Below are 16,171 nucleotides of genomic sequence, written 5' to 3'. Positions count from 1 at the left end.
TTTTCTTATACCGAAAAATTAGAGTGCCATTCTCTTTAATTCATTTGTTGTAAAATATAGATAGCCATCCTTCACAAATAAATCTTTCGTTTCCTCTCTATTTAATACCTGCTCCCCACTGCCATCTGGACGAATTTTCGTTAAATATGCCCCTCGTGAATAATTACTAAAATAGAGCCAACCATCCGAATAAACGATGTATTGTGCGCGAGAATCTGTGACACGCTTCGTCTTACCGGTCTTTATATCAAATACATATAGCTTATTATTATCAGAGATATTACTAAAAAATAACTGATCTCCAACCTGTGCTGGAAAATCCATATCATGATAGTTATTATAAAGTGTACTAGTTGCCTTTGGATAGTCTTCAGCTATCCATGAGTGATCTTTCGCCATTGTGCGATCATCTACCAAAAAGTATTGATAACGTATAGCTCCCTTGCGATCAGGTACTGGATCATTCCATGTCGTATCGAGATGATACCATTGACCATCTAGTTTGACTAAATTCCACGCATGTCCCTCTTGACCGACATAACCTACGATATATTTCGTTTCAATGCCCAGTTTTTGAAGCATTGAATGTGCGAGTAAAGCATAGCCTTGACATACCCCTCCATGCTCAGCAAGAACCGTATAAGCACTATGCGGACTTGAATTTGTTTGATCCGTATAAGAAGTATTGGTAACAATATAGTCGTTGACAGCTCGTACCTTTTCTACTTCTGTCATCGATTCTTTACTTATTTTGGCGATAATATCTTGAACATTCATCTCCACATATGCTGCCTGCTCTGGTGTCATTAAATAGCTCTGTTCTCCAAAAACAGTAGCCTTATTCCGTCCATATTCATATCGGATTGAATGTTTACTAATATGCCCATAAACATAGTCATCTCGTTTAATCGCATTGTTGTAGGCCTCTTCTACAATTTGTTCAATTCGTTGGGTATTTCCTTTGTATTGAATTTCAAACTTCGGTGAAAAACTACTATAATATGAATACATCGCATCCGCCATTTCCTTGGCATTCGTCACGACTAACTTCGTTTCTGGTTTCTTAATTGGTGGAGCTGTTGGGGCTACCTCCGCTTCATGTACATCTTCTATGGGTATGGCTGTTTCAATTGAGGCATTGTCTGAAAGTCTAGCAGTAACATCCACAATTTTCTCCTTTGTTGAAAGAAGCATAGTTTCAATTTCATCATTATTTGTCCAATCCACCACCTGCTGTACAACCGCTTTACCAGCAGAATAAATGGGATCAATAAAAATAACAATAATGGCGATAATGGCTAATTTCTTCCACAAATTCCTCACCTCCAACCGTCTTCTTTTCATTATATACAAAAAAAGCACAAAGAACTCACTTAAGGGTCCAATTGCGCTTGCTAATATTTGTATATTTTAAGTTATGATTCTATTCATACTACAAATTCATAACTGTTACCTACTTTTCACAACTAAATTAACTGCTTCCTGAATGGCCTCATTCATTTTTTCGCCATCTCCTTCAGCATTTTGTACACATTCCAATAAATTTGTACTGACAATAACACCAACTGTACGATCTACAGCAGACCTTACTGCTGATAGCTGTGTAATGACTGCCTTACAGTCCTTTTCTTCCTCCATCATTTTCAGAATCCCACGTAGCTGACCTTCCATCCGCTTTACACGATTTTTCACTTGATCTGAATATTCCATTTCCATTGCTCCTTTATTCTAAACTCGCTACGTTCTATATTTATCATTAATCTTTATCCTAGCTTATTATTTCGAATTTAAACCTAGCTATTACTATTCCTTGGTTTTAAATAATTCATAAGCATTCTCGTAATTAACGTTCCTGCATTTGTAATTTCATCGTAATGAATAATCGTATTCTTTTTTACACGTAATTGCCCAATCTCTACCTCAAAAATCGGACACTTTCTTTTAAGTGCTGCAATTAGCATATTTGTATCATAGTCATACTTTTCACCTTTTACTTTCATCAGCCAAGGCAGCTCATTTATCGAAATATATCGCAGACCTGTTTGCGTATCCATTAATTTTCGATGATACAGCAGCTCAAAAAAGAGGCTTGTTGCACGGTTTCCCCAATAAGAAAGAAACGTACTATCAACGGAATGGAAGTTACGTACACCTAATACAATACCTTCAGAAAACACCCTTGTCATTGTTAAAATAAGCTTCACATCTTGTAATGTGTGCTGGCCATGCGCCCCTACTGTAAGGACGCCATGATACATTCTCGATTGTTTCCGTAAATAGGCAAAGGCCGTCTTAAGTGCTCCCCCTTTGCCTATATTGCCATTATGCTGCAGTACCTGGCAACGATCTATTTTCATTAGATCTTCAAAAAGCTCATTATATTTTTGATCACTCCCATCATTGACAATAACTATTTGTGTAATGGTCGTTGCTAATAATTGGTGTACATAAGTAATGAGTGATTGTTGTGGATTATAAGCTGGAATAATAGCTACAATATTTTTCATTATTTCGATCCCCTATCTATAGGTTGACAGGCTCTCCTTAGACGAATTTCCCTTATATCAAATAGTATCATGTAACAGCAACAATTCAACTGATGAATCCCATCAAAACATATCAATAATATCGATATTTCTCCGATTAAACCCTCATATATTATTGTAGGAACAGTAAATTGTTTAACTATCGTGTTATCTCTCTGTCGAATTTTGTCACGATTCATTTAAGAAAAAACAAACTTGGTAAGCAAGAAAAGGGATATGGTGCACAAGATTACCAAGAGCTTCAAAATGGCTGAAAAAATCTCTAGTAGTTATACAATAAACATGAAAACCTACCGCTTCACAAATCGTGACACGGTAGGTTTCATTATTTTTTCATATCCACTTTTTGATTAATCATGAATGTAACGACAATAAATAAAGCGAAGCTAATTAATAGCGTAGTTCCACCTACAATAAAGAAGACTAATGTAAACGTGCTACTAAAATTAAATGGATTTATATTATAAAACCACATGCCTAATGTTAATCCTAAAACACCAAGAATAGCTGTCCATCCATGTATGGTTACTAATTTTTGTGATTTCACTTTGAAAACTCGATAAAAAATACCCCACGCAAACATACTCAGCCAACCAACAAGTAAAATATGTGCATGTATCGGTCTATACTCATAACTACCCGAACCTGACATATGTGAACCTAAGTATGTTCCGATTAAGGCAAAAATGGCTGCTAATCGAATAAGGCGTATACTCCACTTTTGTTCCATACGATAAACTCCCCCTAAGCTTGTTTCAACTAAGTAGCAGTTTATCGTGTGAACATGAACTTTACATGAACTCCTTATGACAAAATGGGTAAATCAATAGTTACCTTTGTACCAGCATCTATTGCACTTTCCATATGGATAGTGCCTCCATGGAGCTCTATAATTTGTTTGACAATCGCCAGTCCTAGCCCCGTTCCTTGCGTGGTTCTAGAGGCGTCACCTCGGTAAAAACGATCATATACTTTAGCTAATTGATCAGCAGTCATGCCTCTACCGTTATCCTCCACAAGGATTTCTAGTGAGGTAGTTTTCTTTTGTAATTGGATTTGTATTTGCCCACCGTTTACATTATATTTAATAGCATTCGTCAACAAATTATCCCACACATTTTGCAAAAGTCCTGCATCGCCATCATAATGAATTGGATCTAGCTTGTATGATATCTGCAGCTGTGCCTCTTCTATTTGCCAACGATATTTTCGTACTGTTTCTTTCAGTTGTTCGTCTAAGCTGTATCGTTCCCGTTTTACCATTCTTGTCGATTGATCCAGCGATGTTAGTAATAATAATTGCTTGGTTAATGTAGATAGACGCTTTGTTTCTAATTCAATGATCCCTGCATATTCCTGTCTTTCCTGCTCAGTTAGCAAAGGATTTTTAAGGAGATCTACATAGCCTTGAATATTTAACAAAGGAGACTGAAAATCATGTGATACATTACTAATAAATTCCTTCCGCAAACGATCATTTTCTTGTAATTTCTCTGTCATCGTATTAAAGCTAGCCGCTAATTGACCGATTTCATCCGCACGATCAATGTCTAAAACAGTGTCAAACTTTTCATGTGCAAGCTGTTGTGTTGCAGCTGTAAGCTTTGTAATTGGACGAATTAATGCTTTAGCAAACATTAGCATAGCTAATAGGCTCAATACGGTCATAACGAGCATTAATCCAGCAAGTATCGTATGCACCTCAGAAAATAATAAACGAATATCAGGTCTTATGAACAATGCGTATGGCCTTTTTTCATATGTAAATGGCACACCAATTGTATTAATTAGTTCATTAGCAAAAAAGCCTGTTACAAAAGTTTCCTTTGGAAAATCTCGCATTCCATGATAGACTTCTCCATTTAAAACACGTTCAACAACAGATGCTGACAATGTTTTATCTCGATATTCTCCACCAAAAAATTGCCCTTCCTCACCTGATGTTACATATATTTGATAGCCAACTTTGCCCAGTGTCATCAAGTAATGATCTAAATCCTCTGGCTTGGCCGTTTCAATATATTGCGCAATATCCTGAGCTATAGTAACATTTTTTGCATCATTTTTTTCTTTTACCACTTGATGATAATATGTATTCGTCGCTAAAAAACCAATACATAAGCTACCAATCATGACAAGCATTGTCGTCACTACAAATTTACTGTATAAAGTCTTCATGTTGTTTCCTCTAGCTTGTAGCCCACACCACGCACTGTTGTGATCTCAACAGCAGTGTCATACCTACTTATTCTTTCGCGAATCCGCTTCATATGTGTATTCAGCGTTTGCTCGTCTCCATCATAGTCATAGCCCCATACTTGCTCCATAATATAGCTACGCGTAAACACTTGATGGGGCCGTGACGCCAATAAGGCCAGTAATTCAAATTCCTTTAAAGGAAGAATAAGAGTATCTTCTCCTATTACAACTTCAAAACTTCGGCGATCAATCACTATATTTCCAACTTGAATCGTTATTTGATTTTTCTTATCCAATCTCCGTAATATAGCTGCTATGCGAAATAATAACTCTTTTGGTTCAAAGGGCTTTACAACATAGTCGTCTGATCCTGCTAAAAAGCCTCGCTCTTTATCCTCTAACTCGCCTTTCGCTGTTAATAATAAGACAGGAATGTCATAATCTTGTGTTAAAGTCTCAGTTAGTGTAAAACCATCCATTCCTGGCATCATTACATCTACAACAGCTAAATCAGGTAGACTTCCTTCAAGTAATGCTAGTGCCTGCTCGGCATTTTCTGCACATAACACTTGATAACCTTCCTTTGTTAAATAAATTGTAACTAGTTTTAAAATATGAATATCGTCATCGACTACAAGAATTTTCATCTGCCTACCTCCAGTAATAAGAAAAAATCCGTTCACATGGAACGAATTTTCCCCCTACAAATTACTATTATTTTATAACGAAAAAATTGAAATCAACAGCAATAACACAAAAGGCAGACCAATGAAAATATAACCTCTAGGATTCGCAAGGTTCATCGTCCACCCTACTCCAAAGCGTTTTTCCACAAAAACGGAAGGATCCTGTCGATTAATATAAATTAAGCCACCCTTCCAATACCTATCTTCATCTACATCCATTACTTGTGAATCAATATTTTCTTCATAGCGTACTTTATGTTTATGCTTTTTCACAATATAAATAAATAGTGAACCAAACAGTACAACTAAAAACGAAATAAAGACTGGCAATAGCTTATAGCCTACAGTCATGAAGGGATAGATATTGCTTAGTTGTAACACTGTTAATAAGATGGTTAAAGCATAGCTAATCAACAATATATGCCAGCTCATATATTTTCGAGTTTTTAGCTGGTCCTCTAATGATTGTTCTTTGCGATTGACAGCCAGCTTAATTGCAGAACGTTTAATGGAATCGCTAACTCCCCACATCATACATTGCATCATTAGCATAACAAGCGGCAACGAAATAGCCGTAAAATACGTCTTCTTCCTCCACTCATCCGCTTCTCCACTTGGCCCCCAATGTACAGCTATATCATTCGGCATTTGGTCGTAATGGAGCATTGTGTAAATGATTAAAAATACTGAAATTCCTAAAGGTACAGCAAAAAATGACCAAGGTAGCATTTCATCACGGCTTCGCGCAGTTAAATCAACGGCACGTACTTGCTTAATATTTACGCCCCATTGTTCCTGCTTTTTCAGCCTTGATACCTTTTGATGACTTATCCAGTACAGCACCATACTGACCGTAAGCATGCTAAATAGACAGCTTAATAAAACGATACTTTGAATCGATTCAGAAGGGGCTAACCAATTGTAACTAATAATCATAATGAGTAAGAATACTATTCCAGTGCCCCCCACTAATTGAACATACTGCTTTTTCATTTTAGCTAAGACGGGGTGCATAATATTTTGATCTGGTACAGTGACCCCAAAAACAATAGTATCTCGCACAATATAAGGAACCACCAATTGCAAAGCTAATGTCATGATGTAGATCGTTATAAAAACAACAAGTAGCATTGTGCTACACTCCCTCTGCTGGTATTTGCAATTCAGCGAACACCTTTTTCATCATGTGCTCAATTTGTTCTGCTGTTGCGCCGAGCACCATACCTTCTGCCACAACAGGCTTCAAATTCTTTTCGATTTGTTGTAATTGCTCAGGTGTCAAAGCTCGCTCCTCTGTAGAACTTATAATAGCTCCCGATTTTGGCCGAATAACTATAATACCTTTGGCTTCTAATTCATGATAGCTCTTATTAACAGTATGCATATTTACACCTAAATCAGCAGCTAAACTCCGAACAGATGGTAGGGTATCCCCTGGCTTCATCTCACCTCTTGCAATGCCTTCAATGATTTGACGTGTCACCTGCTCATAAATAGGTACGTCCGATTGTGGCTCTATTTGAATGAACATGTTTATCAGCTCCATATTGTTATATAACTAGTATAACAAATTTCCTACTATTATGCATGATGTACATATCAAATAGGAGAACTCTTGATGGTTTCAATAAATTTTTGTACAAGCAAGTTATGCTTTTCATTGTTCCTCGTACAAATAGCAATTTTATGTTTAATAGCATGGATACCCTTAACATAAACCCTAGCCAATTGCCCATTCTCTACATATTCTCTAACTGCAAGAGAAGAAATAAAGTTCGCTCCATAACCCGCCATGACCGATCGAATTGTTTCATTAATTCCATTAAATTGAAGCGCAATGTTCGGAGGTTTCACCTGATATGTTTGGCATAGTGAAAAAAGATGCTCTCTCATCGAACTTCCTTCCTCTCTCATAATAAACGGCTCCTGAAACATTTCAACTAAGGTAATGTTTTGGTGTGCATAGCGATGAGTTGGAGACACGACAAACCATAATTCATCTTCATAAAGCTCCTCCCACTCTATTTCTTTAGGTCTTTCGGACATTCCTCCCCCGTAAATAGCAATATCCGCTTTATAATGAATAAGTTGTTCAAAGGCATCCTTTGTATTGGTCGTTGTAATCATTAAATTGACATGCTCATTTACAGCCTTGAAGTGAGCAGCCCATTTTGGAATTAGAAAATTTGCTGGCAGGTAGGTAGCGACTATATGTAAATTTCCTGCCTTTGCAAGCCGGTATTCTTCTATAAATGTTTCAATATGATGTTCAAGGGCGATAAGATTTTGAGCTTTCTCCGCTAGTGCCTCACCAAATTCTGTGAGAACTACCCCTCGTCCCTGTTGCTTAAAAAGCTGTACTCCTATTTCATGTTCGAATCGTTTAATTTGACTCGAAACAGCGGGCTGGCTTATACGTAATATTTCTGCAGCTTTTGTGAAACTACCTGTAGTTGCAACTTGATAAAACAATTTTAAGCCATGAATATTCATGATTTTACTCCTACTCATAATCTAAAGTTATACATAAATAATTAGAATATATTTTTATTATGATTCATTCTATCATACACTTTATTTGCAAGCTTGCACGTATAAATTAAAGAAATGAGGACTGTATGATGACAGAGATGAATGTTTGGCAAAATGTAGATCATTATTTTATGGATAAGCTCCTCCCAATAAACAAACATCTTAATGCTGTACTACAGACGAATAAAGCTGCAAGTATTCCAGAGATCGATGTATCTCCTACGCAAGGGAGACTATTATATTTATTAGCCAAAATGAAAGCCGCAGCAAATATTTTAGAAATTGGCACACTTGGTGGTTATAGCAGTATTTGCTTAGCCCAAGCTCTTCCTCGAGAAGGTAAACTAGTTACTTTAGAAATTAATGAAGAGTACGCAAAGGTTGCAAGGAAAAATATCAAGAATGCAGGTTATGAGGAAAAAATTGAGGTTATTGTTGGAAACGCATTAGAAACATTGCCAGAGTTAAAAAATGAAGGGCGCTTATTTGACTTTATTTTTATTGACGCTGATAAACCGAATAACCCCGCTTACTTGAAGTGGGCCATACAATTAGCTCATTTAGGTGCTATAATCGTTGCAGATAATGTAGTACGTGATGGTGCAATAACTGATAAAAATAGTGAGGATGAACGTGTACGCGGTATTCAGCAATTTATGGAACTACTAAAAGAGGAACCTAGAATTGAGGCAACAGCTATACAAACAGTTGGTGTAAAAGGCTATGACGGCTTTGTACTTGCTATCGTAAACTAATATAGAAAAAATCCGCGTTACCATATTAACGCGGATTCCCCTAATAAAAGATGCCTTACAAGCTCCCCATCAAAGCTAGTAAGAGATCTTTCACCCCTTTAAAATCTCTTTACTTTTATTAGTAGACCCCTTTAATTCAATCGTGCTCATCTCTTTAGCCTAAACGGGGGAACAGACCCCGTCACGCTATGTTAGTGGAATTAGGAAAGTTGAAATATGCTGATAGTAGATTTATGTCTTATGCTAATTTTTCATATCCTGGAAGTGTCAAAAATTCCGCAAATTCATCTTGCTCAATTAAGGATTTAAACAGTTCAGCTGCTTCAATGTAGCGACCACTGCTATAAGCTTGTTCCCCAACAGCCTCTTTAATCTTCACAAGCTCTTCTTCCAATATTTCTAGGACAAATGCTAACGTAATACCACGTCCATCATCTAAGATTCCTTTTGGATGACGAATCCATTGCCATACTTGCGTACGAGAAATTTCTGCTGTTGCGGCATCCTCCATCAAGTTGTTAATTGGTGCAGCACCATTACCCCGTAGCCATGAAGCAATATATTGTACACCGACACTACAGTTAATACGAAGACCTTCAAGCGTAATTGTTCCCTCTGGCACCGCTACTAAATCTTCTGCAGTTACGTGTACATCCTCACGTTTTTTATGAATTTGGTTAGGTGTTGTCATAATGGCATCAAACTGCTCCATTGCAGTTGCAACCATACCAGGATGTGCTACCCAAGTACCATCGTGCCCCTCTGTTGCTTCACGACGTTTATCTTCTGCCACTTTCGCAAATGCTATAGCATTCGCCTCATCATCATTTTTAACAGGAATTTGTGCAGCCATTCCCCCCATTGCTGGTGCATTACGCTTATGACATGTTTGTATGCATAAAGACGTATAGGCCTTCATAAACGGTACGGTCATTGTTACTTGCCCACGATCTGGCAAAATAACATCAGCTTGATTGCGAAGACGTTTAATATAACTGAAAATATAATCCCAACGTCCACAATTCAGACCAGCTGAATGTTCGCGTAGCTCATATAAAATTTCATCCATCTCAAACGCCGCTAAAATCGTTTCAATTAGTACAGTAGCTTTTATTGTTCCCTGTGGAATGCCAATATAATCTTGGGCAAATACAAAGACATCATTCCATAGACGAGCCTCTAAATGACTTTCAAGCTTTGGCAGATAGAAATATGGACCAGTACCTTGCGCTAGCGCATTTTTTGCATTATGGAATAGATATAAACCAAAATCAAAGAAGCTACCTGAAATCGGCTCTCCATCGACAAGAACATGTTTCTCAAGCAAGTGTAGACCTCGTGGACGAACTAAAAGCACTGCTGTTTCTTTATTTAATTTATACGTTTTACCATTGGATGCTTGTGAAAATTCTATCGTCTTATTAATAGCATCACGCATATTAATTTGACCACCAATCATATTTTCCCATGTCGGAGAAGAAGCATCCTCGAAACATGCCATAAACATTTTTGCTCCCGAGTTTAAAGCATTAATAACCATCTTACGATCAACAGGTCCTGTAATCTCAACACGGCGATCTTGCAGGTCCTTTGGAAGTGGTGCAATTGTCCAATCACCTTCACGAATATGCTTCGTCTCTGCTAAGAAATCAAGCTTTTCTCCCGCATCAAGTCGTTTTTGGCGTTCTTGACGAGCATCCAACAACTCCTTACGGCGAGTATCAAATTTTTCATGCAGGGCAAGAACAAAATCAAGAGCTTCAGGTGTTAAAATTTCTTTTGTTTGCTCGTTCTGTTCTCCAACAATTTTAAGCTTACCTGTTGTTGCTTGTTCCATTAGTTGTTTACCCACCTTTGCAATTTTAGTTTCGTCATCCTCCGTTTTAGGAGAAACGGAGGAGACTATTCTATGATTATGAATTTAGGAAAACACGTATAAAATGTTACTTAAACAAACTGTTCAGTTTCAGTAGAGCCTGCCATTGCTGTTGTAGAAGAAGTACCACCAGAAATAACTTGAGAAATTTCATCAAAATATCCAGTACCTACTTCGCGTTGATGGCGTGTAGCTGTATACCCTTTGGATTCAGAAGCAAATTCAGCTTGCTGTAGTTTAGAATATGCAGCCATACCATTATCTTTATAATCATGTGCAAGCTCAAACATGGAGTGGTTAAGTGCATGGAAGCCTGCTAACGTAACAAATTGGAATTTGTAACCCAACTTACCAAGTTCTCGTTGGTATTCTGCAATTTCTTCTTCTGAAAGATTTGCTTTCCAGTTGAACGAAGGTGAGCAATTGTACGCAAGCATTTTACCTGGGAATTCAGCATGAATTGCTTCAGCAAATTCACGAGCTTCCTCAAGTGATGGTTTGGAAGTCTCACACCAAATTAAATCTGCATATGGTGCGTAAGCTAATCCACGAGCAATTGCTTGTTTAATACCAGCTTTTGTACGGAAGAAACCTTCTGGTGTACGTTCACCAGTTATGAACTCCGCATCACGTGGGTCAATATCTGAAGTAACCATATCTGCAGCATCTGCATCCGTACGAGCAATTAAAATTGTATCTACACCCATAACATCTGTTGCTAATCGAGCAGCAATTAAATTACGGATAGCATTTTGTGTTGGAAGTAAAACTTTACCGCCTAGATGCCCACATTTCTTTTCTGACGCTAATTGATCTTCTAAGTGAACACCAGCAGCCCCAGCTTCAATCATGCCCTTTACAAGTTCAAACACGTTTAGAGGACCACCAAAACCTGCTTCTGCATCTGCGACGATTGGTGCGAACCAATCAAATTGATCGACACGACCTTCAGCATGATCAATTTGATCGGCGCGTTGTAGTGCTTGATTGATACGTTTTACTACTGCTGGTACAGAGTTAGCAGGGTATAAAGATTGATCAGGATACATTTGTCCAGAAAGGTTTGCATCCGCAGCTACTTGCCAGCCTGATAGATAAATAGCCTTTAATCCGGCTTTTACTTGTTGCACTGCCTGATTACCCGTTAATGCCCCCAATGCATTAATAAACGGTTCCTCATGTAACGAATTCCAAAGTCTAGTAGCGCCTTTTTGGGCTAATGTTTGTTCAAGTACAATTGTGCCCTGTAATTTAACAACCTCTTCAGCTGAATATGTGCGCTCAATACCAGCCCAGCGTGGGTTTTCAGCCCATTGTTTTTCTAAAGCTTCGATTCTTTCTTGACGAGTTGACATATTGAAATTCCACCTTCCCTTTTGTGTACAATATACTCTGTTAAAAAACTTTTAATTCACTGTTCCATAACAGGTTTATTTGTTGTAAATTAATATATAACAGAGTGTTTAAATTTTCACTATTTTTTGATAAAATATCGGAATTTCAGGATAAAACTACCTTTTTAAACGATGAAATTTGGAAGGCTGTTTACAAACAAGGGGGATGTTACAATGAACAATGAGGTAAATTCATTTGCAAAAGATATTTCACAACAATATATTTTAATGATGCAAGACTGGGTACCAGCCGATTCATCCTTTGCAATTGCAGTTGATAATTCTTATATTTACTTTCACTCAGGCCATCAAAATATTCATCTAGAGATCGGACAACAAGTGATGCCAGGGAGTATTGCGGAGCAAGTGCTACGGACTCAGAAAAAAACAGATGCCATATTAGATAATTCCTTATTCGATACGCCATATTACGGTATGGGTTATCCAATATACATTGATCATAAACCAGCTGCACTGGTCGTTGTCTTACCGTCCACCTTCACCAAGAAAAAAACTGAACCATTTCAGTTTTTAACAGGAAAGCAGGAGGAGGAATGGAAGCCAGTAGCAATCGATAGAATATCTCATATAGAAAGCTTGCAGAAAAAAACATGGTTTTATGTAGAAAAAGAACAGTTTAAAACGAATATTACACTCAAAGAACTTCAATTAAGATTACCGACCTACTTTATTCGCATTCATCGTTCCTATATTGTAAATATTTATTTTATAAAAAAAATGGCACGAGACCTAACATCAAACTTTATTGTTACATTAATTGACGGAAGTGAATTACCTGTGAGCCAATCATATATTAATAATCTTAGAAGTGCTCTTGAATTTTAAGGTATCAAAAAAGACCAGAGAAAATATTCTCTGGTCTTTTAATTGCCTAGCGACGTCCTACTCTCACAGGGGGAAGCCCCCAACTACCATCGGCGCTAAAGAGCTTAACTTCCGTGTTCGGTATGGGAACGGGTGTGACCTCTTTGCCATCATCACTAGACTATGTTCGACCTTCAATACACGGCGTATTACTGCGTCAGCTGCTCTCGCTCAATCAGTCACGTACAATAGTACGCTCCCTCAATCACTCGATTGCTTCCTTGTTCTACTTGTGTCTTGAAGCTCTCATTTTTGAAAGTATTGTTCTTTCAAAACTGGATAAACGGCGCATTGACTGCTTCAAACAATTTGGTTAAGTCCTCGATCGATTAGTATTCGTCAGCTCCATGTGTCACCACACTTCCACCTCGAACCTATCTACCTCATCGTCTTTGAGGGATCTTACTTACTTGCGTAATGGGAAATCTCATCTTGAGGGGGGCTTCATGCTTAGATGCTTTCAGCACTTATCCCGTCCACACATAGCTACCCAGCGATGCCTTTGGCAAGACAACTGGTACACCAGCGGTGTGTCCATCCCGGTCCTCTCGTACTAAGGACAGCTCCTCTCAAATTTCCTACGCCCACGACGGATAGGGACCGAACTGTCTCACGACGTTCTGAACCCAGCTCGCGTACCGCTTTAATGGGCGAACAGCCCAACCCTTGGGACCGACTACAGCCCCAGGATGCGATGAGCCGACATCGAGGTGCCAAACCTCCCCGTCGATGTGGACTCTTGGGGGAGATAAGCCTGTTATCCCCGGGGTAGCTTTTATCCGTTGAGCGATGGCCCTTCCATGCGGAACCACCGGATCACTAAGCCCGTCTTTCGACCCTGCTCGACTTGTAGGTCTCGCAGTCAAGCTCCCTTGTGCCTTTACACTCTACGAATGATTTCCAACCATTCTGAGGGAACCTTTGGGCGCCTCCGTTACCTTTTAGGAGGCGACCGCCCCAGTCAAACTGTCCGCCTGACACTGTCTCCTGCCCCGCTAAGGGGCATGGGTTAGAATTTCAATACAACCAGGGTAGTATCCCACCGACGCCTCCTTCGAAGCTGGCGCTCCGAGATCTCTGGCTCCTACCTATCCTGTACAAGTTGTACCAAAATTCAATATCAGGCTACAGTAAAGCTCCACGGGGTCTTTCCGTCCTGTCGCGGGTAACCTGCATCTTCACAGGTACTATAATTTCACCGAGTCTCTCGTTGAGACAGTGCCCAGATCGTTACGCCTTTCGTGCGGGTCGGAACTTACCCGACAAGGAATTTCGCTACCTTAGGACCGTTATAGTTACGGCCGCCGTTTACTGGGGCTTCAATTCGCAGCTTCGCTTGCGCTAACCACTCCTCTTAACCTTCCAGCACCGGGCAGGCGTCAGCCCCTATACGTCACCTTACGGTTTTGCAGAGACCTGTGTTTTTGCTAAACAGTCGCCTGGGCCTATTCACTGCGGCTCTCATGCGCTTGCACGCTCAAGAGCACCCCTTCTCCCGAAGTTACGGGGTCATTTTGCCGAGTTCCTTAACGAGAGTTCTCTCGCACACCTTAGGATTCTCTCCTCGACTACCTGTGTCGGTTTGCGGTACGGGCACCTCTCACCTCGATAGAGGCTTTTCTTGGCAGTGTGAAATCAGGAACTTCGTCCATACGGACTCGCCATCACAGCTCAACGTTACAGTGTGCGGATTTGCCTACACACACGCCTTACTGCTTGGACGCGCATAACCAACAGCGCGCTTACCCTATCCTACTGCGTCCCCCCATTTCTCAAACGGTGAGGAGGTGGTACAGGAATATCAACCTGTTGTCCATCGCCTACGCCTGTCGGCCTCGGCTTAGGTCCCGACTAACCCTGAGCGGACGAGCCTTCCTCAGGAAACCTTAGTCATACGGTGGACGGGATTCTCACCCGTCTTTCGCTACTCATACCGGCATTCTCACTTCTAAGCGCTCCACCAGTCCTTCCGGTCTGACTTCAACGCACTTAGAACGCTCTCCTACCACTGACATCGTAGATGTCAATCCACAGCTTCGGTGAATCGTTTAGCCCCGATACATTTTCGGCGCAGCGTCACTCGACCAGTGAGCTATTACGCACTCTTTAAATGATGGCTGCTTCTAAGCCAACATCCTGGTTGTCTGTGCAACGCCACATCCTTTTCCACTTAACGATTACTTTGGGACCTTAGCTGGTGGTCTGGGCTGTTTCCCTTTTGACTACGGATCTTATCACTCGCAGTCTGACTCCCGTGTATAAATATCTGGCATTCGGAGTTTGTCTGAATTCGGTAAACCGGGATGGCCCCCTAGTCCAAACAGTGCTCTACCTCCAGTATTCTCATCACGAGGCTAGCCCTAAAGCTATTTCGGAGAGAACCAGCTATCTCCAAGTTCGATTGGAATTTCTCCGCTACCCACACCTCATCCCCGCACTTTTCAACGTGCGTGGGTTCGGGCCTCCAGTAAGTGTTACCTTACCTTCACCCTGGACATGGGTAGATCACCTGGTTTCGGGTCTACGACCACGTACTATTTCGCCCTATTCAGACTCGCTTTCGCTGCGGCTCCGCCTTCTAAAGCTTAACCTCGCACGTAATCGTAACTCGCCGGTTCATTCTACAAAAGGCACGCTATCACCCATTAACGGGCTCTAACTACTTGTAGGCACACGGTTTCAGGATCTCTTTCACTCCCCTTCCGGGGTGCTTTTCACCTTTCCCTCACGGTACTGGTTCACTATCGGTCACTAGGTAGTATTTAGCCTTGGGAGATGGTCCTCCCGGATTCCGACGGAATTTCACGTGTTCCGCCGTACTCAGGATCCACTCAGGAGAGAACGAACTTTCGACTACAGGGCTTTTACCTGCTCTGGCGGACCTTTCCAAGTCGCTTCATCTAACTCGCTCTTTTGTAACTCCGTATAGAGTGTCCTACAACCCCAAGAGGCAAGCCTCTTGGTTTGGGCTCTTCCCGTTTCGCTCGCCGCTACTCAGGGAATCGATTTTTCTTTCTCTTCCTCCAGGTACTTAGATGTTTCAGTTCCCTGGGTCTGCCTTCAAGACGCTATGTATTCACGTCAAGATACTACGCGATTAAACGTAGTGGGTTCCCCCATTCGGAAATCTCCGGATCAAAGCTCACTTACAGCTCCCCGAAGCATATCGGTGTTAGTGCCGTCCTTCTTCGGCTCCTAGTGCCAAGGCATTCGCCGTGCGCCCTTAATAACTTAACCAAGTTATTAAGCCTATAAAAAACTTAAAAAATAAATGTGTTTGTTACAATTTCAATGTCGT

At 40.2% G+C, this 16,171-nt stretch carries 14 protein-coding genes and 2 rRNA genes; 3 read left to right on the top strand and 13 right to left on the bottom strand.

Annotated elements, in window-relative coordinates; all coding sequences use genetic code 11:
* Window positions 1-18: 18 nt before the first annotated feature.
* From MKY49_RS00450 to MKY49_RS00440, 3 genes are all read right to left on the bottom strand, one after another.
* Complete coding sequence (locus tag MKY49_RS00450; protein WP_341385376.1) at window positions 19-1,323, bottom strand: transglutaminase domain-containing protein; 1,305 nt, start codon at window positions 1,321-1,323, stop codon at window positions 19-21.
* Window positions 1,324-1,449: 126 nt separating this feature from the next.
* Window positions 1,450-1,710 carry a metal-sensitive transcriptional regulator gene (locus tag MKY49_RS00445; RefSeq protein ID WP_004233098.1) on the bottom strand — a complete coding sequence of 87 codons (261 nt, stop codon included), beginning with the start codon at window positions 1,708-1,710 and terminating at the stop codon, window positions 1,450-1,452.
* An 83-nt stretch (window positions 1,711-1,793) separates the two neighbouring features.
* The gene (locus tag MKY49_RS00440; protein WP_274795202.1) at window positions 1,794-2,507 is read right to left on the bottom strand and encodes a glycosyltransferase family 2 protein; all 714 of its coding nucleotides are present in this window, start codon (window positions 2,505-2,507) and stop codon (window positions 1,794-1,796) included.
* A gap of 170 nt (window positions 2,508-2,677) precedes the next feature.
* Here MKY49_RS00440 and MKY49_RS00435 point away from each other — a divergent pair, with 170 nt between their 5' ends.
* Window positions 2,678-2,800, top strand: a complete 123-nt coding sequence (locus MKY49_RS00435; protein WP_312507184.1) for a hypothetical protein — start codon at window positions 2,678-2,680, stop codon at window positions 2,798-2,800.
* A 71-nt stretch (window positions 2,801-2,871) separates the two neighbouring features.
* Here MKY49_RS00435 and MKY49_RS00430 read toward each other — a convergent pair whose 3' ends face one another.
* The 6 genes from MKY49_RS00430 to MKY49_RS00405 all read right to left on the bottom strand — a co-directional run bounded on the left by MKY49_RS00430 (window position 2,872) and on the right by MKY49_RS00405 (window position 7,924).
* Window positions 2,872-3,276 (bottom strand): hypothetical protein, encoded by a 405-nt coding sequence (locus tag MKY49_RS00430; protein WP_274795201.1) that lies wholly within the window; start codon window positions 3,274-3,276, stop codon window positions 2,872-2,874.
* 74 nt (window positions 3,277-3,350) lie between these two features.
* A complete protein-coding gene (locus MKY49_RS00425) occupies window positions 3,351-4,724 on the bottom strand; it encodes a HAMP domain-containing sensor histidine kinase (protein ID WP_274795200.1) in 1,374 nt (457 codons plus the stop codon).
* Entirely contained in the window at window positions 4,721-5,392 is a 672-nt protein-coding gene (locus tag MKY49_RS00420) for a response regulator transcription factor (RefSeq protein WP_274795199.1), read from the bottom strand. The genes MKY49_RS00425 and MKY49_RS00420 overlap by 4 nt, the downstream gene beginning before the upstream one ends.
* Before the next feature lie 72 nt (window positions 5,393-5,464).
* On the bottom strand, window positions 5,465-6,562 hold the full coding sequence (locus MKY49_RS00415; RefSeq protein WP_322612080.1) for a DUF1648 domain-containing protein: 1,098 nt from the start codon (window positions 6,560-6,562) through the stop codon (window positions 5,465-5,467).
* A 4-nt stretch (window positions 6,563-6,566) separates the two neighbouring features.
* Entirely contained in the window at window positions 6,567-6,962 is a 396-nt protein-coding gene (locus MKY49_RS00410; RefSeq protein WP_274795196.1) for a GntR family transcriptional regulator, read from the bottom strand.
* 68 nt (window positions 6,963-7,030) lie between these two features.
* Complete coding sequence (locus MKY49_RS00405) at window positions 7,031-7,924, bottom strand: LysR family transcriptional regulator (RefSeq protein ID WP_341385375.1); 894 nt, start codon at window positions 7,922-7,924, stop codon at window positions 7,031-7,033.
* Between the two features lie 128 nt (window positions 7,925-8,052).
* On the opposite strand from MKY49_RS00405, the gene MKY49_RS00400 reads away from it, so the two are divergent.
* Window positions 8,053-8,718, top strand: coding sequence for an O-methyltransferase (locus MKY49_RS00400; RefSeq protein WP_396631772.1), 666 nt, complete (start codon window positions 8,053-8,055; stop codon window positions 8,716-8,718).
* Window positions 8,719-8,956: 238 nt separating this feature from the next.
* On the opposite strand, the gene aceB is transcribed toward MKY49_RS00400, so the two are convergent.
* Both aceB and aceA read right to left on the bottom strand, forming a co-directional pair.
* Window positions 8,957-10,555 (bottom strand): malate synthase A, encoded by a 1,599-nt coding sequence (gene aceB / locus MKY49_RS00395; protein WP_322612078.1) that lies wholly within the window; start codon window positions 10,553-10,555, stop codon window positions 8,957-8,959.
* Window positions 10,556-10,665: 110 nt separating this feature from the next.
* On the bottom strand, window positions 10,666-11,949 hold the full coding sequence (gene aceA, locus MKY49_RS00390) for an isocitrate lyase (protein ID WP_274795192.1): 1,284 nt from the start codon (window positions 11,947-11,949) through the stop codon (window positions 10,666-10,668).
* 213 nt (window positions 11,950-12,162) lie between these two features.
* Between aceA and MKY49_RS00385 the strand changes: the two genes are divergently transcribed.
* Window positions 12,163-12,834 (top strand): LytTR family DNA-binding domain-containing protein, encoded by a 672-nt coding sequence (locus MKY49_RS00385; protein ID WP_274795191.1) that lies wholly within the window; start codon window positions 12,163-12,165, stop codon window positions 12,832-12,834.
* 44 nt (window positions 12,835-12,878) lie between these two features.
* Here the strand turns inward: MKY49_RS00385 and rrf are convergent.
* Both rrf and MKY49_RS00375 read right to left on the bottom strand, forming a co-directional pair.
* Window positions 12,879-12,994: ribosomal RNA gene (gene rrf / locus MKY49_RS00380) — 5S ribosomal RNA — on the bottom strand.
* Window positions 12,995-13,182: 188 nt separating this feature from the next.
* A 23S ribosomal RNA gene (locus MKY49_RS00375) occupies window positions 13,183-16,110 on the bottom strand.
* Window positions 16,111-16,171 lie beyond the last annotated feature (61 nt).

The organism is Lysinibacillus sp. FSL M8-0134 (genome assembly GCF_038069745.1).
Taxonomy (GTDB): Bacteria; Bacillota; Bacilli; order Bacillales_A; family Planococcaceae; genus Lysinibacillus; species Lysinibacillus irui.
Note: the sequence above shows the minus strand (reverse complement) of the source record. Positions and strands in the feature narration are given on the sequence as shown.

Excerpts from the sequence above, each read along its gene's own strand:
- MKY49_RS00405 (WP_341385375.1), bottom strand. The coding sequence starts at position 7,924 with ATGAATATTCATGGCTTAAAATTGTTTTATCAAGTTGCAACTACAGGT.
- MKY49_RS00425 (WP_274795200.1), bottom strand. The coding sequence starts at position 4,724 with ATGAAGACTTTATACAGTAAATTTGTAGTGACGACAATGCTTGTCATG.
- MKY49_RS00385 (WP_274795191.1), top strand. The coding sequence starts at position 12,163 with ATGAACAATGAGGTAAATTCATTTGCAAAAGATATTTCACAACAATAT.
- MKY49_RS00410 (WP_274795196.1), bottom strand. The coding sequence starts at position 6,962 with ATGTTCATTCAAATAGAGCCACAATCGGACGTACCTATTTATGAGCAG.
- MKY49_RS00420 (WP_274795199.1), bottom strand. The coding sequence starts at position 5,392 with ATGAAAATTCTTGTAGTCGATGACGATATTCATATTTTAAAACTAGTT.
- MKY49_RS00400 (WP_396631772.1), top strand. The coding sequence starts at position 8,053 with ATGACAGAGATGAATGTTTGGCAAAATGTAGATCATTATTTTATGGAT.
- aceB (WP_322612078.1), bottom strand. The coding sequence starts at position 10,555 with ATGGAACAAGCAACAACAGGTAAGCTTAAAATTGTTGGAGAACAGAAC.
- MKY49_RS00440 (WP_274795202.1), bottom strand. The coding sequence starts at position 2,507 with ATGAAAAATATTGTAGCTATTATTCCAGCTTATAATCCACAACAATCA.
- aceA (WP_274795192.1), bottom strand. The coding sequence starts at position 11,949 with ATGTCAACTCGTCAAGAAAGAATCGAAGCTTTAGAAAAACAATGGGCT.
- MKY49_RS00415 (WP_322612080.1), bottom strand. The coding sequence starts at position 6,562 with ATGCTACTTGTTGTTTTTATAACGATCTACATCATGACATTAGCTTTG.
- MKY49_RS00430 (WP_274795201.1), bottom strand. The coding sequence starts at position 3,276 with ATGGAACAAAAGTGGAGTATACGCCTTATTCGATTAGCAGCCATTTTT.
- MKY49_RS00445 (WP_004233098.1), bottom strand. The coding sequence starts at position 1,710 with ATGGAATATTCAGATCAAGTGAAAAATCGTGTAAAGCGGATGGAAGGT.